23 protein-coding genes and 1 tRNA gene are annotated in these 24,500 nt (G+C 61.9%); 13 read left to right on the forward strand and 11 right to left on the reverse strand.

From position 1 onward, the window contains the following. Positions 1-95 precede the first annotated feature (95 nt). The 7 genes from ACQ66J_RS04240 (at position 96) to ACQ66J_RS04270 (ending at position 6,811) form a co-directional block, all read left to right on the forward strand. The gene (locus ACQ66J_RS04240) at positions 96-905 is read left to right on the forward strand and encodes a DUF3108 domain-containing protein (RefSeq protein ID WP_430430615.1); all 810 of its coding nucleotides are present in this window, start codon (positions 96-98) and stop codon (positions 903-905) included. 46 nt (positions 906-951) lie between these two features. Next, positions 952-3,774 (forward strand): helicase-related protein, encoded by a 2,823-nt coding sequence (locus ACQ66J_RS04245; RefSeq protein ID WP_430430616.1) that lies wholly within the window; start codon positions 952-954, stop codon positions 3,772-3,774. Continuing rightward, positions 3,771-4,055 (forward strand): S4 domain-containing protein, encoded by a 285-nt coding sequence (locus ACQ66J_RS04250; protein WP_375548323.1) that lies wholly within the window; start codon positions 3,771-3,773, stop codon positions 4,053-4,055. The genes ACQ66J_RS04245 and ACQ66J_RS04250 overlap by 4 nt, the downstream gene beginning before the upstream one ends. 24 nt (positions 4,056-4,079) lie before the next feature. Then, positions 4,080-4,514: a TerB family tellurite resistance protein gene (locus ACQ66J_RS04255; RefSeq protein ID WP_375548322.1), complete on the forward strand. Its 435-nt coding sequence runs from the start codon at positions 4,080-4,082 to the stop codon at positions 4,512-4,514. 72 nt (positions 4,515-4,586) lie between these two features. Then, positions 4,587-4,919, forward strand: a complete 333-nt coding sequence (gene fdxA / locus ACQ66J_RS04260; protein WP_022700320.1) for a ferredoxin FdxA — start codon at positions 4,587-4,589, stop codon at positions 4,917-4,919. Positions 4,920-5,203: 284 nt separating this feature from the next. Then, on the forward strand, positions 5,204-5,722 hold the full coding sequence (locus ACQ66J_RS04265; protein ID WP_022700321.1) for a CarD family transcriptional regulator: 519 nt from the start codon (positions 5,204-5,206) through the stop codon (positions 5,720-5,722). A 183-nt stretch (positions 5,723-5,905) separates the two neighbouring features. After that, positions 5,906-6,811 (forward strand): RNA polymerase factor sigma-32, encoded by a 906-nt coding sequence (locus tag ACQ66J_RS04270; RefSeq protein WP_430430617.1) that lies wholly within the window; start codon positions 5,906-5,908, stop codon positions 6,809-6,811. Positions 6,812-6,814: 3 nt separating this feature from the next. Here the strand turns inward: ACQ66J_RS04270 and ACQ66J_RS04275 are convergent, their stop codons facing one another. The 6 genes from ACQ66J_RS04275 to ACQ66J_RS04300 form a co-directional block, all read right to left on the reverse strand. Continuing rightward, positions 6,815-7,450, reverse strand: a complete 636-nt coding sequence (locus ACQ66J_RS04275; RefSeq protein WP_430430618.1) for a thermonuclease family protein — start codon at positions 7,448-7,450, stop codon at positions 6,815-6,817. Positions 7,451-7,661: 211 nt separating this feature from the next. Further along, a complete protein-coding gene (locus ACQ66J_RS04280) occupies positions 7,662-9,773 on the reverse strand; it encodes a TonB-dependent receptor plug domain-containing protein (RefSeq protein WP_430430619.1) in 2,112 nt (703 codons plus the stop codon). An 84-nt stretch (positions 9,774-9,857) separates the two neighbouring features. Beyond that, positions 9,858-10,268: a hypothetical protein gene (locus ACQ66J_RS04285; RefSeq protein ID WP_430430620.1), complete on the reverse strand. Its 411-nt coding sequence runs from the start codon at positions 10,266-10,268 to the stop codon at positions 9,858-9,860. Positions 10,269-10,328: 60 nt separating this feature from the next. Beyond that, a complete protein-coding gene (locus tag ACQ66J_RS04290) occupies positions 10,329-11,057 on the reverse strand; it encodes an SDR family oxidoreductase (protein ID WP_430430621.1) in 729 nt (242 codons plus the stop codon). After that, on the reverse strand, positions 11,054-11,668 hold the full coding sequence (locus ACQ66J_RS04295; RefSeq protein WP_430430622.1) for a 2-hydroxychromene-2-carboxylate isomerase: 615 nt from the start codon (positions 11,666-11,668) through the stop codon (positions 11,054-11,056). Before ACQ66J_RS04295 ends, ACQ66J_RS04290 begins: the two co-directional genes overlap by 4 nt. Before the next feature lie 147 nt (positions 11,669-11,815). Next, positions 11,816-14,602, reverse strand: coding sequence for a TonB-dependent receptor (locus tag ACQ66J_RS04300; RefSeq protein WP_430430623.1), 2,787 nt, complete (start codon positions 14,600-14,602; stop codon positions 11,816-11,818). 251 nt (positions 14,603-14,853) lie between these two features. On the opposite strand from ACQ66J_RS04300, the gene ACQ66J_RS04305 reads away from it, so the two are divergent. From ACQ66J_RS04305 to ACQ66J_RS04330, 6 genes are all read left to right on the forward strand, one after another. Continuing rightward, positions 14,854-15,888, forward strand: coding sequence for a phytase (locus ACQ66J_RS04305; RefSeq protein ID WP_430432226.1), 1,035 nt, complete (start codon positions 14,854-14,856; stop codon positions 15,886-15,888). Positions 15,889-15,939: 51 nt separating this feature from the next. After that, positions 15,940-16,016: transfer RNA gene (locus ACQ66J_RS04310), tRNA-Arg, on the forward strand. A 371-nt stretch (positions 16,017-16,387) separates the two neighbouring features. Then, positions 16,388-16,807 carry a response regulator gene (locus ACQ66J_RS04315; protein ID WP_375548313.1) on the forward strand — a complete coding sequence of 140 codons (420 nt, stop codon included), beginning with the start codon at positions 16,388-16,390 and terminating at the stop codon, positions 16,805-16,807. Between the two features lie 78 nt (positions 16,808-16,885). Then, positions 16,886-17,680, forward strand: coding sequence for an SDR family NAD(P)-dependent oxidoreductase (locus ACQ66J_RS04320; RefSeq protein WP_430430624.1), 795 nt, complete (start codon positions 16,886-16,888; stop codon positions 17,678-17,680). Positions 17,681-17,722: 42 nt separating this feature from the next. Then, positions 17,723-19,153, forward strand: coding sequence for a bifunctional enoyl-CoA hydratase/phosphate acetyltransferase (locus ACQ66J_RS04325; RefSeq protein ID WP_430430625.1), 1,431 nt, complete (start codon positions 17,723-17,725; stop codon positions 19,151-19,153). Further along, positions 19,150-20,310: an acetate/propionate family kinase gene (locus ACQ66J_RS04330; protein WP_430430626.1), complete on the forward strand. Its 1,161-nt coding sequence runs from the start codon at positions 19,150-19,152 to the stop codon at positions 20,308-20,310. Before ACQ66J_RS04325 ends, ACQ66J_RS04330 begins: the two co-directional genes overlap by 4 nt. Here ACQ66J_RS04330 and pgeF read toward each other — a convergent pair. The 5 genes from pgeF to ACQ66J_RS04355 all read right to left on the reverse strand — a co-directional run bounded on the left by pgeF (position 20,307) and on the right by ACQ66J_RS04355 (position 24,500). Then, positions 20,307-21,089, reverse strand: a complete 783-nt coding sequence (gene pgeF / locus ACQ66J_RS04335; RefSeq protein WP_430430627.1) for a peptidoglycan editing factor PgeF — start codon at positions 21,087-21,089, stop codon at positions 20,307-20,309. The two genes, ACQ66J_RS04330 and pgeF, sit on opposite strands and share 4 nt — an antisense overlap. A gap of 3 nt (positions 21,090-21,092) precedes the next feature. Further along, positions 21,093-22,535: a protein adenylyltransferase SelO family protein gene (locus ACQ66J_RS04340; protein ID WP_430430628.1), complete on the reverse strand. Its 1,443-nt coding sequence runs from the start codon at positions 22,533-22,535 to the stop codon at positions 21,093-21,095. 38 nt (positions 22,536-22,573) lie between these two features. Continuing rightward, positions 22,574-23,500, reverse strand: a complete 927-nt coding sequence (locus ACQ66J_RS04345; RefSeq protein WP_430430629.1) for an alpha/beta hydrolase — start codon at positions 23,498-23,500, stop codon at positions 22,574-22,576. A 60-nt stretch (positions 23,501-23,560) separates the two neighbouring features. Further along, positions 23,561-23,791, reverse strand: coding sequence for a hypothetical protein (locus ACQ66J_RS04350; protein WP_375548306.1), 231 nt, complete (start codon positions 23,789-23,791; stop codon positions 23,561-23,563). Between the two features lie 127 nt (positions 23,792-23,918). Then, complete coding sequence (locus tag ACQ66J_RS04355) at positions 23,919-24,500, reverse strand: DUF924 family protein (protein WP_430430630.1); 582 nt, start codon at positions 24,498-24,500, stop codon at positions 23,919-23,921.

The following is a 24,500-nucleotide window of genomic DNA, read 5'->3' on the forward strand; positions in this document are numbered from 1 at the left end:
TCAAGGCGCAGGCGCACAGAACTTGGCGTTCATCTTGCAGCCAGATCACGTTAGATAGGATGCGAACTCGGCTGGGGCCGAAGGAATAGAGTATTATGCTGACTGTGTCGAATTACGCCCGTCTCACTTTGGCGACCCTGGCTGTGGCAGGCTGCCCCTTGGCCGCCAGCGCCCAGAGCGTTGAGCCGCCCCAGCAGATCTACGCCCAGTACTCAGGATCGGTGCTTATCCTGAAAGTGGCTGACATCTCTCTGTCCGCCGCCTTTCAGGACGGCACCTATTCGGCGGCCGCGACGTTTGAGAGCGGCGGCTTGCTGCGCTGGTTCGACGACACCAATATCGAAGCGACCACCTCAGGCTATCGCGCGACAGATTCTCTGCGCCCCTATCGCTATGAGCACATCAATCACGCCAGCAACAAGGGGCGCGTGGTGGGCATCAATTTTGATGACGGCGTCGCCATGCCGGACGTCCAGCCGCCCTTCGGCTCCATGGGCGAGCCGCCCGCCAATGATGAAGAACGCGCCGGCGCGCTTGATCCCATCTCGACCCTGCTGGGATTGATGCTCTCCATACAATCAGGCGAGGATGACATCTGCCAGGGCCGGTTGCCCGTCTTTGACGGCAAGGCGCGCTATGATTTGCGCTTCAACAATGCCGGGCCGGATGATGTGCGCACCCGCGGCTGGAGCGGCGAGGCCATCCGCTGCCAGGCCTTTATCGAGCCGATCAGCGGCTATGACGAGGGTGACCGTCCTGACGAGCAGGAGACCAATCGACCGGTGACGATCTGGCTCGCGCCGATCGAAAGCGTCTATGTGCCGGTGCGCTTCCGCGCCCAGACGCGGATCGGGTCGATCAATATCACCGCGACCCATCTCTATGCAGGCGACGCTTCGCAATAAGAGTGATCCCACCTATCTGTAAGGCGAACCCACGCTGGAGAGCGTCATGTCACGCGCCCGCGCTGGCGATAGCCGTATCGCCGCGATCCTAGGCCCTACGAACACCGGCAAGACCCATCTGGCGCTTGAGCGCATGATGGCGCACAGCACCGGTGTGTTCGGCCTGCCGCTGCGGCTCTTGGCGCGCGAGCTCTATGACAAGGTCGTCAAGGCCAAGGGGCCGGCCGCCGTCGCCCTGATCACGGGCGAGGAAAAGATCGTCCCCCCGACCGCCCGGTTCTTCCTGTGCACGGTCGAGGCGATGCCGCTGGACATGCGCCCGGCCTTCCTCGCGATCGACGAGATCCAGCTGGCCGCCGACCCCGAGCGCGGCCACATCTTCACAGACCGGCTGCTTCATGCGCGCGGGACAGCGGAGACCCTGTTTCTGGGCTCCACCACCATGCGGCCCATCCTGCGCCATCTGATTCCCGAAGCGGAGATCGAGGAACGCGAGCGGTTTTCGGTGCTGACCTATGCCGGCGCCAAGAAGCTGACCAAGCTGCCCAGGCGCTCCGCCATCGTCGCTTTCAGCTCAGAGGATGTTTATTCCATCGCCGAGCTGGTGCGCCGCCAGCGCGGCGGCGCAGCGGTCGTCATGGGCGCGCTCAGCCCGCGAACCCGCAACGCGCAGGTGGAGCTCTATCAATCAGGCGAAGTGGATTTCCTGATCGCGACCGACGCCATCGGCATGGGTCTGAACATGGATGTGGACCATGTGGCCTTCGCCAGTTTCTCAAAATTCGATGGCCGCAAGCGCCGTCGGCTCTTCCCACATGAGATCGGGCAGATCGCAGGACGCGCTGGCCGGTTCCGCTCTGACGGCACTTTTGGACAAACCGCCGACGCCCGCCCGCTCGACGCCGACATCATTGAGCGGGTGGAGAACCACACCTTCGAACCAGTCCGCAAACTGACCTGGCGTGACGGCCGGCTCGACCTGCGCAATCTGGACACCTTGCGCCGCTCGCTCAACACGCCCTCCCCCGATCCTGTGCTGGAGCGTGTGCGCAATGCAGCCGATGAGCATGTGCTCGATCTGGTGTCGCGCGACAGTGATATTCGCGAGCGCGCCGCCGCTCGCGACGGGACCGCGCGCTTGTGGGATGTGTGCCGAACGCCGGACTTCCGCAAATCCAGCCCGGAAGAACATGCGCGTCTGGTTTCAACACTTTACATGCATCTGACCAGCGCCAAGGGCTATTTGCCCGATAGCTGGCTTGACGCCCAGTTGACGCGGCTGGCCAAGACCGCCGGAGACGTGGATGCATTGGCGCAAAGACTGGCTTATGTGCGCACCTGGTCTTACGCCGCCCACCGGAAGGACTGGACAAAAGACCCTGAATATTGGACGAGCCGTACGCGAGAGGTTGAAGATCAGCTCTCGGACGCGCTTCATGAGCGCCTGACGGCCCGTTTTATCGACCGGCGCACCAGCGCGCTGATGAAAGGGCTGCGTGAGAAAACCGATTTGCAATCCGGGCTCAACAGCCTGGGCGAGGTCACTGTGGAGGGCCATTTCGTGGGACGATTGAACGGGCTGAGCTTTGAAGCCGACGCCGCAGGCGAGCCTTTGGCGCGCCGGGCTGTGGCGAACGCCGCCATGAAAGCCGTCCGCCCGGAAATAAACCGGCTCCTGTCCCAGCTCTCCCAGGCTGAAGATGCGGACCTGGCTCTGGGCGAAGATGGCCTTCTGAACTGGAAAGACGATCCGGTCGGGCGCCTGAAGGCGGGGGGCGATCCGTTCACCCCAGGCGTTGATCTGATCGGCGGCGAGCTGGGATCCAGCGAACTGATCGCCCAGGCTGAAAAACGTCTGATGAGTTTCGCCGCCGACCAGGCGCAAACCCGTCTCGAACCGCTTCTGGACATGCGCAAGGCGCTTAAGGAAGAGGGACGTCTGGACGGTCTGGCGCGCGGCGTCGCCTATCAGCTGGTGGAAAATTTCGGCGCCATGTCCCGCGCCAAGCTGGCCGATGAATTATCCGCCCTGTCTGTGCCCGAGCGCCAGTCCCTGCGGCGCGCCGGCGTGCGCATCGGTGAGCACGCCGTCTTCATGCCGGCTTTGCTCAAGCCCGGCGCGGCACGACTTCTGTCCATGCTCAAGGCGGTGCACGAAGGCGATATCGAGCGGGCGGTCAATCCGCCTCCCGGCCTGACCAGCATTCCCAATGATCTCCGCTATACCCTGGCCGATTATGCGGCGGCGGGCTTTCAGCCCTGTGGTCCGCGTGCGGTGCGCCTGGACATGCTTGAGCGTCTCGCGGACCTGATCCGCGATCAGCGCTCTGAAAACAAGGAACGGCGGTTCGAACCCAATGCCCCCATGACGGCGCTTCTGGGCTGCTCCAATGAGGATTTGCGCGAGGTTCTGAAAGCCCTGGGCTATCGCCGTGTGCAGACAGCTGCCGAGGATCAACCTGAATTGTGGGCAGGCCGGTCGCGCTCTGGCGCCCGTCCGGCGCAAGGCGGACACAAGCCCCACGGCAAGGGCAAGGGCCCGCGCAAGGATGTGCGCGCCGCCAAGGCTTCGCCTGTTCAGGACAAGCCCATCGATCCGGATTCGCCCTTCGCCGCGCTCGCCGCGCTGGAGCTGGAGCACCCCAAACCGGCCGCTCAGAAGCGCCGCAAACCGCGCAAAAAGCCCAAAACCAAACCTTCAGAAACAAGCGAGGCTGAAGCCACGCCTGCGTCAGACGCGCCGTCAGACAACGCACCGACGCCTGCGCCGGACGCACAAGAAGCAGCGTCGCAAACGCCTGCTGAAGAGTCCCAGGCAGACACTCAAGCCGCATCAGACACGGCGGAGACAACACAAGAGCGCTCATGAGCGAACACGGCCCAGCTCAGCGTTGCGATGTCTGGCTGTTCCGGACGCGGCTCTTCAAATCGCGCGCACTGGCGGGACAGATGGTCGAGAAAGGCGCTGTCCGTATTGACCGCGGGGGCAAGGTGATGCGCCTGACCAAAGCCTCAAGCCCGGTCCGCGCAGGTGATCAACTGGTGATCCGACGCGGCGAGTCGCCCTTTCGGCTTGTCATCATCGACTTGCCGGAGCGGCGGGGCCCTGCGGTTGAAGCCGAGGCGTGCTACAGCCTCGCCACTGAGTAGCACATGAACTTTTCTGGATTGGTTATGTTTGAAACTCTGAAACGCCTGTTCACATCCACAGAACCCGCAGCAGAGCGCGCTTTGACCCCTGAAGTGTGCACCGCCGCTCTCATGGTGGAAGCCGCCCTGTCAGACGGCATTTACGCCGATGTGGAGGAAGCCGAGATCATCTCCGTGCTTCGGACCGGTTTTGACCTCGATGAAGCGCGCGCCGCTGAAGTGCTGCAAGAGGCCGAGGACCAGGCGGAAGCCGCCGTCGACCATCACCGTTTCACCCGCGTAGTCAAACAACTGCCGCACGATCAAAGACTGACGATCCTGACCGATCTCTGGCGCGTCGTCCTGGCGGATGGCGAGCGTGATGCGCACGAAGATGCGCTGATCCGGCGTCTGGCGCCGCTGCTGGGCTTGTCAGATCGTGACCGCGCTGAAGCGCGACAAGCCGCCTCGGGCCGTTGACAAACGCCCTAGGGGGGGCCATGTCCCCGCCAACTTATCGTCTCTCATCCCTGTCCCGAGGCCGCCCGCGCGATGACCTATATCGTCACTGACGCCTGCATTCGCTGCAAATTCACTGACTGTGTCGAAGTCTGTCCTGTGGACTGCTTTTATGAAGGCGAGAACATGCTCGTCATTCATCCAGACGAGTGCATTGATTGCGGCGTCTGCGAGCCTGAATGTCCGATCGAAGCCATCAAGCCGGACACGGAAGACGATGCAGACGGCAAGTGGCTGGCGTTGAACTCGAAATACGCCACCGTCTGGCCGAACATCACGGTGCGTAAAGACCCGCCCGCCGACTATAAAGAGTTCGAGACCATCACGAATAAGCTGGAGAAATATTTCTCCGAAAAGCCCGCTTAGAAATCTCTGAATTCATTCAAAATCTTAGCGATTGGTTAACCGTGCTCCGCACGCGGAATGGACACGACTGCGCATCAAGTTGAGTTTTTGCAGTTTTTCTGTTACATTCACTGTCTTCGGTAAGCGCACACGCGCGTATTCCGGGACAGCAACCGCCTTGATGTAACTGTATCATAGAAAGTCCGCCCGCTGATCTTCCACATAGATCAGATCGGGCTTTCGCGTGGTCTATTCTGACCCGCAAACATGACCAGTTCTGCAGGCTTTGGACGAGAGGGCCTCGTATGACCAAGAAATCCGCCAACGATAATAAGACGTTCAAGAAAAGCGACTATGTGGTCTATCCAGCTCATGGCGTGGGCCGTGTCGTAGGCGTCGAAAAAGAAAGCGTCGCCGGATTTGATATCGAGGTCTATGTCGTTTCCTTCGAGCAGGATAAAATGACCCTGCGCGTGCCGACCGCCAAGGCCACCGACGCAGGCATGCGCCCGCTGGCCAGCGACGACGTCCTGCAAAATGCGCTCAAAACCCTGAAGGGCAAGCCCAAGGTCAAGCGCACCATGTGGAGCCGCCGCGCCCAGGAATATGAAGCCAAAATCAATTCCGGCGATCTGATCTCCATCGCGGAAGTCGTGCGCGACCTGCACCGCCAGGAAGATCAGCCCGAGCCGTCCTATTCCGAGCGCCAGCTTTATGAATCTGCGCTCGACCGCATGGTCCGCGAAGTGGCTGCGGTCGAGAAAGTCGACCGTGAGGAAGCGCTTGAGCTTCTGACCACCACGCTGACCAAAAAAGCCGCCTGATAAGCGCCTCGTCCGCACGGGACGTCTACAGTTCAACGCCCCGCCAGAGCACTCTGGCGGGGCGTTTTTCGTTCTACCCCAGCAAATCGTGAACTATCACACCAGAGCATGATCCAGGTCCGGACATCGTTCGTATAAGCTCATGATCAAGTTAGTGGCCCATGCGAAACGAAAGCGAACAAGATGTCACAATCTGCGCCGACTCGCTCCGCCCCATCGCGCTCCGTCGATCCTGATCGGCGTTATATGAAGAAGGCGATGGATGCCCCTCTGCTCGAGCGTCAGGAAGAGCTGGACCTCGCCACCGCCTGGAAAGAAAAAGGCGATGAAGAGGCGCTGCATACCCTGACCACCGCTTATATGCGGCTGGTCATCTCCATCGCCGCCAAATTCCGCAATTACGGTCTGCCATTTCCCGACCTGGTGTCGGAAGGCAATATCGGTTTGATGCAGGCCGCCGCCCGGTTCGAGCCTGAACGCGAAGTGCGATTCTCAACCTACGCCACCTGGTGGATCCGTGCGTCCATTCAGGACTATGTGCTGCGCAACTGGTCCATCGTGCGTACCGGCACCACCGCCGCTCAGAAATCCCTGTTCTTTAATCTTCGCCGTCTGCGCGCCCTGATCAAGGACACGAGCTCAGGCGCGCTGACGCCGGAAAACCGCGCCTATGTGGCTCAGGCCCTGCGCGTCGGTGAAGACGATGTAGAGAAGATGGCGAGCCGTCTGGCCGCTGTGGACCGGTCCCTGAACGCCCCCTTCACCGAAGACGGCGAAGGCGAGTGGCAGGACTTGCTGCAAGATGACAATCCCGACCCGGAATCCCAGGTCATGGAAGGGCGCGATCAGAACCAACGCGCGCAATGGCTGGGTCAGGCCCTGAGCCGCCTCAGCGAGCGTGAGCAGCTGATCATTCGCGAGCGCCGTCTGGGCGAGGATTCCGTCACGCTCGAGAAACTGGGCGAACGCCTGGGCATTTCGAAAGAACGTGTCAGACAGGTGGAACACCAAGCGCTGAAAAAGCTCAAACAATACCTGACTGAAGTGGTGGGAGACCCGGAAGAAGCCGGACTGATCCCCATCGACTGACAGTCAGGGCAAGGGTGTCGGGTCCGGCGCATCGAGGATTTCAATCTGCGCCGGACTCGCCACATGGATCATCGGTCCGTTCTCGGCATACAGCCATCCCCGCACACGTATGACGGCGCCTTCCAACTGCGCCGGGTCCGAAAGCCCCTGGGTTTCAAACCGCTCGCGGTCGGCCCGGTTCAGACTCACGGTGAAATCCGTGCGCCAGTTCAGACCAAAGTTGAGATAAAGGCGGCCATTGCGCGCCTCTCCCACCGCCACGACACGGCCTTCAATGATTTGGGCGCTGTCGAGATGCTGGGCCAGGCGGTCAGGATCCGGATCACGGATCGTAAACGCTCCGCTGCCCCAAGCCCCCTCTCCAGCACGTCGCGCTTCCGCTTCCAGAGCATACAAGATCTGGGCGCGCTGATCTGCGTCGGGCCTGGGCCAAACCATGGCCTGCCCCGACGAAACCATGTCCGCGTCGAGGTACGCCTCGCCGGCTGTCCGATCAAACAGCGCCAGCACTACGGGTCGATCATACCGGTCACGTCCGGCTTCCGTCTCGATCAGCAACAAGGCGTCTCCCGCCTCATCGAGCAGGCTTTGCAGCCGGTCACGGGAATCTGGCGTCTCAGCGCCTCGTATGCCGGCCAAGAGAGCGGCCTGCCGCACACCTGCCTCGTCCAGATACGTAAAGCTGTGGCCCGAGCGCGCGCCCAGGGGCGCAACGCTCGAAACCTCCGCCCGTTCAGGCGCCCTACAGGCTGACAAGCCAGCCAAAATCAACACGCAAAGCGCGATTTTGAGCATTCGAAACTCCCCCAAAAGGGGAGCATTCTGCCTGTCAGCCTGACAAGGTCAAAGCCTAGAAGCGGGTATTAAGCCGCAGCCAGACCCCCGCGCCAGCGCCCGGCAGACGTTCGCCGACCGGAACGCCAAGACCTGAATTGCGGTTATAGCCCGCCAGATGATCGCGATAGGGCTGGTCCAGGATGTTCTCGACGCCCGCCGACAGGCTGACCTGGTCATTGACCGCCCAGCGCCCGTAAACGTTCAGCACCACATGACCCGGGGTTTCCTGCTCGCTGTTTTCCGCGGACACCTTGTCCTGCTCGGCGACCATCAGCGTTTCGAGGGTTGCAGACCAGACCGCCTGCTCATAGGTGGCGCTGAGCCGCAAGCTGGCGGGGGTGATGCGGTAGAGATCATCGTCCACATCATCGCGCTCGCCGCGCACATAGGTGAGGACGCCGTCCAACCGCCAGCTCGGCGTCAGGACCAGGCCGAAATCCGCATCAAAGCCGTAGAGCCGCGCATCCACATTGGAAAACCGCAACGGCGTCGGATCGCCATTCATCGCCGACACCATTTCAAGCGGCGTATCCGGCAAACCCGGCGTATTGGGCTCAGCCGGCACGCCCTGGATGTAATCTTCAACCCAAGCGACATAGACGGTCGGCCGCAGATACGCCCGGTCTGACGCATAATCGAAACCCGCCTCAAGGCTTGTCGCGACTTCCGGGTTCAGATCCAGCGTCCCCACATAGGTGTTGCCGTCAGCCAGCCCCCCGGACGCCGTAATCGGCAGCCAGCCATAGCGCTCCACCTGCCCGGCGACGCGCGATTTGCGCGCCAGCGCACCGCGCAATGTCACGGTGTCTGTGACGGGGCGCGCCAGACGCACCAAGCCGTCCAGTGTCACATCATCCCAGGAACGATCCGCCGAGGAGAACGCCGCAGCCAGCATGCGCGGCCCCATGGGCAGCGCCGTTCCAAGAGACGGCTCGCCCGCATCCGCCTCATGAGCGTCGAGCCTCAAACCAGCATAGAACTCGTAAGCGGAAACCGGCCCTTCCCATTCGGCATAAACGCCCGTCCGCGTCAGCTCCACATCAGGGAACGGCGTCACGAAAAAGTCTGCATTCAGGGGATTGGTGATGGTGGTGTCATGGCGGATATCAGCGCGATCCAATCCAAAACGCAGGACGCCATCACGCAAGGCGCGCTCTGCATCTAACCCGAACGTCACGGTCTCAGAACTCGCCAGCGTCTCCCGCCAGCGCATGGGCGCCGGAGCGGGGCGTTGATCAAAATTGTTCATGGCGTGATCGACGCGCGCATGCTCAGCACGCACGGAAAGGCTCCACGCCTCAAGCTGCGTGTTGAGGCCCAGGCGGCTCGTGGACGTATCCATATAGCGAATATCCATGGGGAAAGGCGGGTTGCCGGTCTCGCCGCCTTCCTGGCGCCGAAAATCCGCCGTCAGCTCGGTATTCGCGGTCAGGCGCAGACCATAGCCAAAGCCATAGACATCACGCGCGTGCCCGGTCCCGTTCAGGACACCATAGGGCGTATCGCGATCCTCGCCGCGCTCTGTGGACGCAATCACTTCAAAGCGCTGGCGATCCGTCGCAATCCCGGCCACGCCGCCCACGGCATAGCTTTCATCCACGCTGCGCACGATGGAGGTGATATCCGCGCTCAAAACCGGGCTGGCGGTCTCGGCATAGTCGATATGCTTGAACACCGCGTTCACACCCGCACTGAGGGACGGCCCCTGGCTCACCGGTGATGGGCCGCGCGTGACTTCGAGGCGGTCCAAAAGCGGCGCAGGCGCATAATGCAGCGGCGGATCCATCAGATTCGGCCCGCCTGAATGGAAAGCCTGCCCGTCCAATCGGACCGCGACACGGGCGCCATAAAGACCGCGATACTGGACCTGGCCCGACAATGCGCCGTTATCCACGAGCGCCGCCCCGGGCAGGCGCGCCGCAAGGCCTGCAGCGTCCGGCGCCACAGCGGGGGCCAGATCGGTCGAGACAGCGGCCTCATCCGCGAAAAGCGGCGCATGGCCGGTGACGGTGATGACATCCACCCAGCGTGGATTGTCAGACTGGGGCGCCGTTTCGGAAGTCGCAGCTGAGGCGGCGGCGGAGAGGGCGAACGCAGAGACGCCCGCAAACACGATGACAGACATGGTTTCTCATTTCACAGAACAGATCACGCGCCCGACACCAAGGTCAGACGCCGACACGCGCCTGGAGGCGCGGCGAGAAGACGATCAGCTGTGAAAGGGGGGTGCGCGCAGCCCCACAGGGGGGCCGGTCGGCGTGCGAGGGCTCGCCTGATCCACCCGCAGGACAATGGGCTCGACCTGGGTCGGCGCCCTGTCGAGAAGGCAAGGCGCATCCGCGTCCAACGCCGCACCATGCCCCAGCGTGCAGGCCACGCAATCAGAGGGATCAAAGCCCGTCTGGCGGTCGTGAGGCTCTTCCAGCCCGGTCAGCGCGACGAGTTCAGCGATCTGGGCGCGCGCTTCCGCGTCCAGCTCCATCGCCAGCGTGCCGCACAAATACTTCGCTTCATCAAACCCTGCGGCATAGGCCGTAGCCGCCATGGACGACCACAACGCCTGCAAGGCGATGAAGGCCGCCGCTATCTGGCGTAGAACAGGGTGAGACGCGCGAAACATGACTGCGCTATAAGACAGATCGCAACACTTGCAAAGCGGACGCAATGTCTCATCGCGGCGCTACCAAGTCTCCGCCCAGGGCCTGAGGTCCAGCTCATGCGTCCAGGCCGTGCGCGGCTGATGATGCAGGCTGACATAAGCGGCCGCGATGGCTTCGGGGTCAAGCAGACGGTCCTGGGCTCGCAACGCATCCACATCGGGCAACAGCTCCCGGATAAACGGGGAATCAATCGCTCCATCGATGAGCGCATGGGCCACATGAATATTCTTCGGCCCCAGCTCTCGCGCCATGGATTGGGCCAGGGCGCGCAGGGCGAACTTCGCTCCCGCAAAGGCGGCATAGCCCTTCCCGCCCCGCGTGGACGCCGTGGCTCCGGTGAAAATGACCGTGCCGCGTTCGCGCGGGATCATCTTGCGCGCCGCCTCCCGTCCCGCCAGAAAGCCCGCGAAAGCGGCCATCTCCCAGACCTTGCGATAAACGCGGGCGCTCGTCTCCTCGATGGGGAGATTCACATTCGCCCCGATATTGAAAACCATGATTTCGATCGGTCCGATTTCGGCCTCGACCTGATCAAACAGCGCCGTCATCTGGTCTTCATCGCGCGCGTCCACGCCAAACGCGTGGGCGCGGCCGCCCGTGTCGCGGATGCCCTGAGCCAGCGCCTCCAGCTGATCAAGATGGCGCGGACGACGCACCACGCAGGCGTCATAGCCCTCTCCGGCGAACGCCCTGGCGATCGCGCCGCCCGTGGCGTCGCCGGCGCCGATGATGACCGCCGCGCCGCTCATGACAGCTGGTTTCTGATTTCGGCCTCGATCTGGGCGAGCCGTTCCTTGCCGTAAAACATCTCGTCACCCACGAAGATCGTCGGCATGCCGAAGGCGCCGCGGACCACCGCATCCTGCGTATTCGCAATCAGATGCGCCTTCACATCGGTGTCCTGGGCGCGGGCGAGCAGCGCCTCCGCATCAAACCCGGCGTCTGAAAAATGCGCCTTGATCACGTCGACCTGTGTGAAGTCCCGGTCCTGCTCCCACATTCCGGCGAAGCCTGCGTCCAGAAAGGCGCGCAATTGATCAGGCGCATCCATCTCGACAGCTGCGGCCATGCGCATCAGCGTCAGGGTGTTCATCGGGAAATGAGAGTTGAACTTGAACGCTCCCAGCGCGTGCTCTGCCGCATAACGACGGATTTCAAGCATCTCGTAGTCGAGCTTGTGCTTGATGTCCGCGAAGGCGAAGAAGGGCGATTGATTGCCCGTCTCCTTGAAGATGCCGCCCAGAAGGCAGGGGCGATAGCGAAACGTCGCCCCTGTGCGGTTTTCGATATCCGGCAAAACCTTGTGGACCAGATAGGCGTTGGGGCTGCCCAGATCAGTGATGAAGTCCGGTTCGATCATGGTCTAGGACCTCCCTTAGCTAATCCCGCCTTTATGCGGATGACGAAGTCAGAGCCTCTCCCTCTGCCGACTTTGAGGCAAGCCCTTCAATGAAAAACCCCCGGAGCCAGGCTCCGGGGGTTTCTTTTCCAAAGGCGTGCAGTCGTCTTAGCCGCCGAAGGTGTAGCGGAAGCCGAACTGGGTCTGCCAGCCATACTCTTCATACTGGGAGTTCAACTCACGTCCACCATCGCGGAAGGCCGCACGGAAGGGCTCGTCAAACGCGTTCTTGAAGTCGAAATACAGACGCAGATTATCGGTCAGGTCGTACTTGGCGGAGAAATCAATCTGGGTGTGCTCCAGAGCGATCCGGTCTTCCGCCGCTTCGCCGCCAAGCTCATCGATGAAGGCGTCGCGATACGATAGCGCCGCGCGCAGATCGAGACGTCCGTCATCATAGCCGAGCATCAGGTTGAAGATGTTCTGCGACTGCAGCGGCAGCGTGATTTCACGGCCATCCGCCAGCGTCGCTTCAGAGTCCACATAGGTGTAGTTCGCACCGATAAGGGTGTGCTGCAGAACGCTCGGCAGCATGGTGAGGGCCTGCTGGTAGTTGAACTCGAAGCCCAGCAGATCCGCCTCGTCAATATTGGCGAAGGTGGTCAGCTCGTTGATGTCCGCGCCATTGAGCTGGCCGGGATTGTCGTCAACGAAGGTCGCGATCAGATTGTCGATCGACTTGTAGAACACACCGCCAGAGATCACAGCGTCTTCGGTGGGATAATACTCCACCATCAGATCGAAGTTCTGGGCCTGTTGACGGTCAAGATCCGGATTGCCGGCTTCAGCTTCATCATCGTCATCAATGACGATGCGCGGGGCCGTCTGCGCCAGGTTCGGGCGCGAGATCGAGGCGTAATAGGCGCCGCGCACGATCACGTTCTCGGAGGCCTCATAGCGCAGGTTCACGCTGGGCAGCCAGTCGGTGTATTCGTTTTCGGCGCTGACAGAAGTCACGCTCTCGAGGTCTTCGTCGATCTGGTTGCCCGTGGTGTCAAACTGGGTGTCTTCAACCCGGACGCCTGCGACGATACGAAGGGCGTCAATGTCCACCGAGCCCATCAGATAGGCCGAGAAGACATCTTCAGAAGCGGAGTAATCGTCACCGGCGCTGGCGAACAGCGTGTCGGTGTCATCGAGTTCAAAATCGGCGCGATTGGCGTTGAAGAAGCCGCGCACCGTCTGAGGCACCGCAGCCGGACCAAAATTCCCCAGCGGATACTCCACCGAAGAGGCGAACCCCGCGAGAGTCAGGTCATCGCCAGACCCGTTGTCATAGCCGCCATACACCAAGGTGGTCGCATCATAGGACTTCTCACGCGTGCGATACTGAACGCCGCTCTTGATGAAGCCGAAATACTGACCGAACGCCATGTCGCGTTGGACGTTGAACTGGAAGGACCATTCATCGTCCTCTGCAACGCCGTTCAGGAATTCGAGATCATCAAACTCGTAGTTTGAGGCATCGAAGTAGGCGGCCTCAGCCGCAGCGTCGCCGAAAATCACTTGCGGCAGCATGGCGTCGTTCACATTGACGCCGAAAACGCCCTCATCGAACTTGGCGCGGAACCCGGTATCGATCCGGTCAGGCTCGGCTTCTTCAGCATAAGCGTAAGCCAGCTGGTAATCGAGCGTCCATGGGCCGGTGAACGTCTCGCCGCCCACAGCGACGGCGTAGATGGTCTGCTCTTCCAGACGATCCTTGATGTCGCGATCCACTTCAAACTCATCGCCCGTGGACGCGTCAAAGAAGGCGCCGCCGCCCGACGAACTGTCGAGATAATCGGGATCTTCGAACTTGTTCTCGACCCGCGACCGATACTCTTGGTCGGAGAAATCAGAGTAGGTGGAGCGCAGATAGAGGTTGGTGGATTCAGTGGCGTCAAAATCAAGATTGAAGACCACCGAGGTGCGTTCGCGCGTGATGTCGTAATTGCGATGTTCAAACTCACCCGGGAACGGAACCGACACGCCCGTTTCCCAGCCGCCGTCCACTTCGGCGTTTTCTGAGCCGAACTTGCGAAGCTGATCTGAGACCGACAGTGCAACGCCGAGCCGGCCGTCCATGAAGTTGTCTGCGAACGTCAAAGAGCCGCGATAACCAAACTCTTCCACCACATCCGCATAAATGCCGCGCAGGCTGAACTGCAGCAGGCGGTCGTCCTGGTCGAGACCGGACAGGGTCTCGATCTCGATATTGCCGCCAATGGTGTCGCCGGGCATGTCCGGCGTCAGAGACTTGGAGATCACGATCGAAGACAGGACGTCTGAATCGATGACGTCCAGGGGCACCTGACGATTGTCGGATTCTGGCGACGGCAAGCGCACGCCGTTCACCGTGGTGGTGTTCAGGTTCGGGTCGATGCCGCGGATCGAGACGAAACGGCCCTCGCCCTGGTCATTGAGCACGTTGACGCCTGCGATGCGGCGCGCCGCTTCGGCCACGTTTTCATCGGGCAAGCGGTCCACGGCGTCGGCGGACAGAACCGAGATCAGGCCGGCGGCCGCCCGCTGGCGGTTCAGTGCGCTGGTCAGCTGTCCGCGTTGACCGATGATCAGAATATTGTCATCGGCGGCGACGTCCGCGCCCAACACGAAATTGGTCTCCACCTGGTCGTCGGCGCTGATCAGCGTCACGGACCGGGTCTGGGCGTCGGCGCCCAAATAATCGACCACCAGAGTGAAGTCGCCAGCGGGGACATTGCTCAGCCGGAAAGAGCCGTCGCGCGCGGAAGACACGGTCTGGCCGGTTTCGCTGATCCGCACGATCGCGCCCTGAAGACCCACCGCCCCGGTCGCTTCCGTCACGCGACCGGTGATCTCGCCCGCATGGGCCGTCCCCGCCGCCAGCGCCATCATGGACGCTGCACCCAGCAAACTGGTCATACGCTTCATCTGAAAGTCCCCCGACTATTATCAAGACGCAATAAGGCACACGCAGACCTGCGCATGATTAAGAAGAGGTTATGAAGAGCTCTGGCGACACTTTGATGTTGTCTACGACACGGCTCTGTGTCGGCTATATGTATTCAATATGACAATGCGACTTCGCGACTTGTCCTCAGCCGAACTGTCCCGTTATTCAAGACTCCAATTGAACCGGTCTCGGGGTAGAAGGGGGGTGCGTCATGCGCACAACAGTTTCGATGGTCTTTTTGACAGCGTGCGCAGGCGCGTTAGTCGCCTGTTCTGAGGCTCCCGGGCCAAGCTTGCCTCGCGTCTCGGTTCCCGCCAGCATGGAAACCGCTGCCGTCGCCGGCGCTGGCGACGCGGCGGATGATCCCGCTTTGTGGCGCGCCGCGAACCCGGCTCAGTCGCGCATTCTGGGTACTGACAAGAAAAGCGGGCTCTACGTCTACACGCTGGACGGGGAAACCACCCAATACTTGGCTGCCGGGCGCATGAACAATGTGGATGTGCGCTATGGCTTTGACGCCGGCGATGAAACCGTGGACATCGCGGTCGCCTCGGACCGCACCAATATCGCGTTGGCGGTCTTCTTCATCGATCGTGAAACGGGAGAGCTGAGCGCGGCGCCCGGCGGGGTCCTGCCGCTCGACTTTGTCGACCCTTATGGCTTGTGCCTGTATCAGCGTCCGTCAGACAATGCGTTGTTCGCCTTCGTCACTGAAGACGATACCGGCCGCTTGATGCAGCAACGCCTGTGGTTTGAAGACGGCGCCATGCGCAGCGAGACGGTTCGCAGCGTCTCCCTGGGCACCATCACCGAAGGCTGCGCCGTCGATGACCAGACAGGCACGCTCTACATCGCCGAAGAAAATGTGGCGGTCTGGGTCTATGACGCAGACCCTGAGAGCGGCGATGCGCGCACCAAGCTGGCGGACGTGAATTCTGACAGCCTCATCGCCGATGCCGAAGGCGTGGCGCTGTGGCCGCAAGACGGCGCTGCGCCTTGGCTCGTCGTCTCCAGCCAGGGCGATAACGCTTATGCTGTCTTCAACACCGCTGACAACGCGCTGATCGGCCGTTTTGAGATCAATGGCGGCGACATTGACCGCACCAGCGAGACCGACGGCATCGAGGTTCACGCCCTGCCCTTGCCTGGCTACCCCGAAGGCGTGTTCCTGGCGCAGGACGACGCCGAAGACACGGGCGGCCAGAACTTCAAGCTTGCAGACCTCGCCGCAATCCGCGCCGCGCTGACAGAAGCGCCGCAATAAGCATTCGCCGGGGTGACGCGCCTGTCATCCCGGCTTATTTTCCCTGAGCGTGTCCCCGTAGCTCAGCAGGATAGAGCATCAGATTCCTAATCTGAGGGCCACTGGTTCGAATCCAGTCGGGGACACCAGACAGGCCTGAGCCTGATCATCTGCTTGCGCTGCGTCGTGATGCCGAATCAGTCAGGTCGGGCAGGAAATCGTGCGCCTGGAGCCCGAAAAACCACCGAGAGAAGCCGCAATGCAGAAACCTGTCGCTCAGGTTACGAAATTAACACGAAGATGAACGAACTCAGATATCAAGACTGAATATCCATAAGGTGCTGTTACGCAATCATTATCGAGCAAGTCTCTACGTACAGCCTGAACAAGCCTTAACTTGATCCTGAGAATGCCTCTTAGCAACTGTTGAAAATTCAACATTCTCCGAAATATCACTTTTCACAGTCAAAACGTCACACTAGCGTCAACATGGACAAAAATTTAGGCTTGGGGGCGCCCTATGACGGCGATGGGAACATACAAACCTACTCTGCTGCTCGTCGAAGACGATGACCAGGAAGCCTTCCTCTTTGAAAAAATGCTCCGTGAGGAATCCGGCGCGGCGGTCATTGATCGCGCTGTGGAAGGTCAGCAGACCTTGGACCTTGTGCGCGCCAATCCCGATTATGACTGCATCGTCCTGGATCTGAAGCTTGCGGGTGAAGACGGCGTCTGGGTTCTCGAGCAGCTGTCTCGGACACCTGAAGTCTCCCATATCCCGGTGATTGTGTTTTCAGGCGATGCAGAACGCCTGCAACAAGCCTGTTCGCAATACGCCAATGTCGTCTCGTCTGTGCGCAAGCCTGAGACGCTCGAGCAGTATCGCTCCGCTTTAACCATCGTCATGGCGATCTTGCACGCAGCGCTCGATGTGGCCTGAACCGGCGCCGACCAAGCGTCTTGCGAGTTGTCCTTAACCGTTTAAGCTTCCTGCAAAATCATGCGGGAGGATCAACACATGGATCTCAACGGAAAAGTCGCCATCGTCACCGGCGGCGCCAGCGGCATCGGCAAGGCTTGCGCGTCCGCCTTTCATGCGCGCGGCGCCAAAGTCGTCATTGCAGACCTCAATCATGACGCCGCCAAGGCTGCCGGGCAGCAATTTGGCGGTTTCGGCCTGGGTGTCGACGTCACCGATGAAGCGGCGCTGGCGCGTCTGGTCAATCGGGTGGAGCGCCAGCTGGGCCCGGTGGATATCTTCATGTCGAACGCCGGCATCGGCGTGTCTGACGGCCCCGGCTGGGGCGCCGGCGATGCGCCGACCCCGTCCTGGGACGCCTGCTGGCAGGTCAATGTCATGGCCAGCGTTTTCGCCGCGCGCATGCTGGCGCGCTCAATGGCGCAACGCCATGGCCATTTCATCATCACCGCCTCAGCCGCTGGCCTGCTCAACCAGATCGGCGATGCGCCCTATTCCGCCACCAAGGCGGCGGCGGTGTCGTTTGCGGAGAGTCTGGCGATCACCCATGGTGATGACGGCCTGAAGGTTCAGTGCCTGTGCCCCGAAGGCGTCAATACGCCGCTGGTGAAAGGCATTGAAGGCGGCGCCCAAGGGCTAAGCGGTTATCTGGAGCCTGAAGAGGTCGCGGCGACCCTGCTCAAGGCCATGGAAGAGAACCGCTTCCTCGTCACCACTCACGCCCAGACCCCCGAATACGTCGCCAAGAAAGGCAGCGAACGGGACCGCTGGGTCGGCGGCATGCGCAAACTGCGCCGCATGCTGGTGGAGGCCAATAACGGTCGACCTTTGTAACGCGCGGGCACACAATGCGCGCACCAATACAAGGAGTGCGCCATGACCGAGACAGCGGGCCGACAGGGGCTTGATCTTTCCGCCCTGAGCGTCGGGCAACGCGCTGAAGAGGTGCGGCGGATCACGCCAAACGCGTTGGTGTTTTACACCCACGCATCGGGCGATCTCAATCCGCTGCATATTCCGGAACTCGATGGCGATGGCGACGGCAAACCCGAAGGGATTTGCCCGCCCGCCTTTCTCGCCAGCCTGATCTCTTCCGTGGTCGGCCAACGCCTGCCCGGACCGGGCTCGCGTGAGCGCGCATGGCGCTTTGAAACGGGCGAACCCGTGTGCATCGGCGACGAAGTGGCGATCCGGGTGCATCTCATCGCCAAGCACAAAGATTACGTCACCCTCTCCGCGAGCGTGGACGGCCCGGACGGTCCCGCCTTGAGTGCGGAACTGGATGTGGTCCCGCCCCGCCAGTCGCGTCATTTCGGGCCGTATGACCTGCCCGACCTCATGGTGCACCGCCATCGCCATTTCGAACGCTTGCTGAGCGCCTGCAGCGATATCGCCCCGGCCGTCACAGCCGTGATTTGCCCCCAAAGTGAAGATGCGTTGGCCGGCGCCCTGGCGGCGGCGGATCGCGACTTGATCACGCCGATACTGGTGGGCGATCCAGACGCCATCGCCCAGGCGGCGCAAGCTGCAGGGCGTTCGATAGACGGCATCCGGATCGAAGCGGCCCCGGACGCCCAAAGCGCGGCGGCGCTCGCCTGCAAGCTGGTGGCGGACGGACAGGCGCAAAGCCTGATGAAAGGGCATCTGCACACCGACACCTTGCTGCGCGCCGTTCTGAACCGCAGCCACGGCCTGCGCACCGAGCGCCGCCTGTCCCATGTCTTCGTGATGGACGTGCCCGCCCATGACAAGCTTTTGCTGGTCACCGATGCGGCTGTGAACATCGCGCCTGATCTTCAGGCCAAGGCCGATATCACCCAGAACGCTATTGATCTGGCGCGCGCGCTCGGTATTGCGCTGCCCAAGGCTGGCATTCTGTCGGCGGTGGAGACCATCAACCCCGCCCTGCCCTCGACGCTGGACGCCGCCGCCCTGTCAAAAATGGCGGATCGCGGCCAGATCACCGGCGGGCTGGTGGATGGTCCGCTGGCCATGGACAACGCCGTGGATCTGGAAGCGGCGCGGGTGAAGGGTTTGACGGGCGCAGTCGCCGGTCGCGCCGACATACTGGTCGCGCCCAATCTGGAGGCGGGCAACATGCTGGCTAAAGAGCTGACATTTGTTGCGCGCGCGGAAAGCGCCGGCGTGGTGCTGGGCGCGGCGGCCCCCGTGATCCTGACCAGCCGGGCGGATTCTGAGTTCTCGCGTCTGATGTCCTGCGCGGTGGCGGCGCTGCACGCCCAATGGCTGAAGACCGGTCACCCGGCGCCCGCCCTCACTCAACCGGCGCCAGAGGCCGCACAATGAGCCTTGTGGTGCTGAATGCGGGCTCGTCCTCGCTCAAATTCGCCGTCTTCACAGCCAATGGCCAGAACCGTCAGCTTACCGGGCATATCGACGGCGTCGGCGAGGCCATGCAGCTGACCCTGAAAAGAAACGGCGTGGAAGAGACGCAAGCTGTCCCCGCCGCCGCCGATCATGGCGGCGCCATGACGGCCGCGCTCGATATTCTGGCCGAGGAAATCGACGATCAGGTGCGCGGCGTCGGGCATCGGATCGTGCATGGCGGAACCCGCTTCACTGACCCGGTCATTCTGACTTCGGAGGTTGAAGCGGAGCTTGACGCGCTCAGCCCACTCGCGCCTTTGCACCAGCCGCACAATCTGGCGGGCGTGCAGGCGGCGCGGCGTGCTTTCCCAGGCGCTGTTCAGATCGGCTGTTTCGACACCGCGTTTCACCGCAGTCACCCTTGGGTGAACGACACTTTCGCTTTGCCCCTGGAATACTTTGACAAGGGGGTGCGCCGCTACGGGTTTCACGGTCTGTCCTATCAATGGCTGACCCGACGCCTGGATGACGTGTCTGTCGGCGGACGCCCGCAAAAGGTGATCCTGGCGCATCTGGGCGCCGGGGCGTCCATGTGCGCGGTGAAGGATGGCCGCTCCATCGGCTCCACCATGGGGTTTTCCGCGCTGGACGGGCTGCCCATGGCCACGCGCTGCGGCCAGATCGACCCTGGCGTGCTCTTGCACCTGATGGAGACTGAAGGCATGGACGCCGCCGCCCTGACCGAGCTTTTGTATAAAGAGAGCGGGCTGAAAGGCCTGTCGGGGCTCTCTGGCGATATGCGCGTGCTGGAAGCGAGCGAGACCCAAGAGGCGGCGCAGGCGCTCGACTATTTCGTCTTTCGCTGCCGCCGGGAAATCGGGGCGTTGACGGGCGTTCTGGAAGGTCTGGATGCGTTGGTGTTCGCAGGCGGTGTGGGCGAGAACGCGCAATCGCTGCGCAAGCGCATCTGTTCAGGCTTTGAATATCTCGGTCTCGCGATCGACGATGACGCCAATCAGGCGGCCCATGGCGAGGCCGCCCGGATCAGCGCCGCGGACAGCTCGGTCGATGTCTGGATGATCCCGACCGATGAAGAGGCGGTGATCGCCGACGCCATGGTCGAGCTCTTGGCCTAAGCTTTCAGTGCGATAACGCCGCACTGGCCGCCGAAATGACCGGCATGACCGTCGCGCGCCGCGCGGCGGCACGAGAAGAAGCGGTCTTCGTCTGCAAAGGTGCATGCCTTGAGCCATTCTATGGCGTCTTCTGGCACCCCGGCGCGAAGCAGCTGACGCCGCGCGCCCTCAGAAACGTTCAGCCCTGCGCCGCCCTCGCTGTCGCGCGGCAAGGCTAGTCCGTCATCAAGTGGTCCGAACATCGTCTCAAATTGCTCAAGCACTTCGGGGCCGACCCGATAGTTTTCAGGAGCGACGGCGGGGCCGATCACGGCCTGCAGGGCCTCAGGGCGACTGCCATAGGCTTGGCTCATGGCGCTGATCGCGGCGGGAATGACCCCAGCGATCACCCCGCGCCACCCGGCATGAATGGCGGCGATGGCCGCGTTCTCAGCATCGTAGAGCAGGACCGGTGTGCAATCGGCGGTCTGGGCGCACAGTGCGAGGCCGGGTTGATTGGTGATCAGCGCGTCGCCTTCACCGGCGGACCAGCCTTCAGGGGCGGCGTCCACCTTCAGGACTGTCGCGCCATGAATCTGATTGGCGAAGACCAGCCGGGCGCCGCCGAACGCTTGGGACACCCGAGCGCGATTGGCCTCGACGGCGGCCTTGTCGTCGCCGCGCGACCAGGACAGATTCAGGCTGGCATAGGGACCGGTGCTGATCCCGCCGGTGCGCGTGGTGAAGCCATGCGCGATGCGGTCATCGCCAAACCCGTCCGCGCGCAGAATATCCAGCATGTCCTACTCCGAAAGAAAGCCGACCTGGTCCCGGCCCAGATCATAAGCGCGGCGCGCTTCGCCCACATCCGCCAATGTCTGCTCAAACGCTGACCAGTCATCATTGTCGGCGATCGGCGCCCAGAGGCTTTCCACATGATCAATCGTCAAATGGACAGGGTCTTCGCGCTGAAAATAGGAATGAGACAGGCGCTCGGGCCGCACAGGTGTTCGCGCGGACAGCGCCTCGATCACGGGCGCGAAAGCGTCCTGACGATACAGGCCTGACCGGTCTGAATGCAGCGCGCGCTCACGCGAAGCCTCACCGCCGAACCAGTCAAAGATCGTCGCTTCAAACGGGATCTGAAGCTCGCGACCGGCGTTCAACAGGCTGCTGACCAGTGCGCCGTCGCTGTCATCGCCCAGCGCCTCCAGGCCAAGCCGGTGATGAAAGGCGCGGGTGATCTCGCGCTTGTAATGGTCTGGATACCCTTCCAACGCATTGATCAAGCCGTCGCGTTCGCCCACAAGGCTGAGCGCCGCCGCCAATTGCTGAAGCGCCCAGAACACGCTCTCGGGCTGGCGCGCATACGCATAAAGACCCTGCTGGTCAAAATAAGCGGCGGTGAAGCCCGGTTCGAAATACGGCAGAAACCGCCACGGCCCGTAATCAAAGCTCTCGCCGGTCACCACCAGATTATCGGTGTTCAGAACGCCGTGAACAAACCCCGCCGCCATCCATTGCGCCGCCAGCTTGGCCGACCGTCGCACCATAGCCTCCAGCAAGGCCGCCGCGCGATCGCCTTCACGCTCAGCGGCTTCCGGGACCAGATGTTCAATCGCATACTCGACCAGCTCAGAGATCAGGTCCGGCCGGTCGTGATAGGCATGGCGTTGAAACACCCCGAACCGCAGATGAGAATGCTGCAACCGGGTCATCACGGCGGAGCGGGTCGGGGAGGGTTCATCGCCGCGGTGAAGCTGTTCGCCGGTCTCGAAGATCGCGAAGGTCTTGGACGTGTAGACGCCCAGCGCTTCAAGCATTTCAGAGGCCAGCACCTCACGGACCGCGCCCTTGAGCGTCAAACGTCCATCGCCGGAGCGTGAATACGGCGTCTGGCCTGATCCCTTGGTCCCAAGATCGAGCAAGCGGTCCTGGCTGTCGCGAAGCTGGGCGAACAGAAAGCCGCGTCCGTCCCCGATTTGGGGATTGTAGACGCGAAACTGATGGCCGTGATAGCGCAGGGCGCGCGGCTGCGGCTGATTGTCCTGTAAGGGCGAGAAGCGATGGAAATGCGCCTGGCGCTGCGCGTCATCCAGCTCGCCCAGCCCCACCTCCTGCGCCCAGCGCGCATTCCACCAGCGCAATTGCGCCTGGGGGAAGTCGGCGGGTTCGACCGCATCTGAAAACTCATCGCCCAAAGCGGCGAAACGCGGATCGGGTCTGTATCGGGATGTGACGCTCATGGCTTTGAGCTAAGACCTGAACCCGCCGTCGGCAAGGCTCAGGCCTCAAAGGTCTTGCTGAGCGAGCGCGCGGACGCCTCAATCGCTGAAATACAGGCGGGGAACAGGCGCGACATGTTCAAAAAGCCATGCGGCACGGTCTTCCACAGCTTGTATTCCACCGGCACGCCCGAGGCTGTCAGCCGATCGCGATAGGCCGCGCCCTCATCAAGCAGCGGGTCCATCTCAGCGGCAAGAATATAGGCGGGCGGCAAACCCTTCAGATCGTCCGCCAACAGCGGAGAAATTCGCACATCAGCCGGATCGGCGCTGGCGATGTAATGCTTGCGGATCTCGTCGAGTGTGAACTCAGACAGCAAAGGACCTTCCTGCCAGCGCGGACGATCCTTCTTGGTCTGCAAGAGCTGCATGAGAGGATAGAGCAAGAGCTGATAGTGCAGCTGGTCGCGGCGTTCGCGCGCCACGCTCGCCGCCAAATTGCCGCCCGCCGAATCCCCACCGACCGCCAGACGGTTCGCGTCAAACCCGTATTCCGCCAGATCGCCAGCCAGCGCTGCATCCATGGCGGCGAAGGCGTCATCAGTCGCGGCGGGAAAAGGATGCTCGGGCGCCAGGCGATAGTCGACCGAACAGATACGCACCCCCGACACCGCCGCGAGACGACGGCACAGCGGGTCATGAGATTTCAGAGTGCCCACCATGAACCCGCCGCCATGATAGAAAATCAGCCCCGGCCCGCTGTCAGGCTGAGCGCCATAGGGCAGATACACGCGCGCCGGACGCGCGCCAGAGCCCCCGGCGATCTCGATATCATGGATGGCCTCGACCGGAGGCGGCGCGACCTCCACCAACTCTTCCATCCGCGCCATGGCGTCGCGCATGGCGGTGACAGTTTTCTGCGGATTGAACAGATCGTTCAGCCCGGCCTGGCTGATCCATGTGTCGAAAAGTGAAGGGTCGCTCATGGATCAAAGCTGTCGAAGCACGTGCAGCATGGCAAGACAAACTCCCATGACAGACACAGATTATTGCATCTGGATCGGACTTTCGCGGACAATCACGCCCGCCAGCGCATCCTCGATCTCCCAACGCAAAACACGCCAGGCGTTGGCGCTTTCATCCTCGCCCTTTTCTTCAAGCTCCGTCACCGCAAGGTCAGCATAATTCAGCGCCTCATCTCCATGGCGGTCCACCAGGGTGAAAGCGATGGCGCGAATATCGAGGGGCGTAATGCGGGACTGGCGTTGGGCGGACATGGACGGTGGCTCCTGAGAAAAGGCTTCACAGCCATCTTGCAAAGCGCCTGCCGAATTCAATCCCATATTAATCAATATCTTAGGTAAAATCGGCGTGGCGTGCGCTGAGTCAGGACTGCCCTTGGGATTATTTTGCCGGGCGTTTCAGGCCGGGGGCGTATCCGCCCTCTTCCAGAAACCGGATCTCTTCGGCCCGGGGCGTCCGCCCCAGGACGGCGTTGCGATGGGGGAAGCGGCCAAAGCGCGCGATCACATCCATATGCGCGCGAGCATGGCGCGTATTCTCGCTGTCGGGGCCCAACCGTTCTTCGCACATCAGAACCGCCAGGGCCTGATCCTCAATGTCTTCAGAATGAGAGAACGGCAAATAGACAAAGGCCCGGCGCTCTTTGGGCAAGGCCCAGTCAAACCCCGCATCCAGCATGGCCATGGCGGCTTCTCGCGCCAGAGGGTCCAGCCTGAACGCGGCGTTCGAGCCGCGCCAGACATTGCGCGGCGCCTGATCGAGCACGATCACCAGCGCGAGTGCGCTATCGGGCTCGACCATCCAGGGATGATCGAGCACGGATCGGGTCTGTAGAAAGCTGTGACAGGCCGGACCCAGCATCCGGCGGACCCGGGCGTCAAAGGCCGCATCCACCGAGAACCAGGCTTTGGGGCCAGCCTGCTCAAACCAGAAGTCGAGAACGTCCTCCGGCAACAACACCAT

This window comes from Oceanicaulis sp., assembly GCF_965284345.1.
GTDB classification, from domain to species: Bacteria; Pseudomonadota; Alphaproteobacteria; order Caulobacterales; family Maricaulaceae; genus Oceanicaulis; species Oceanicaulis alexandrii_A.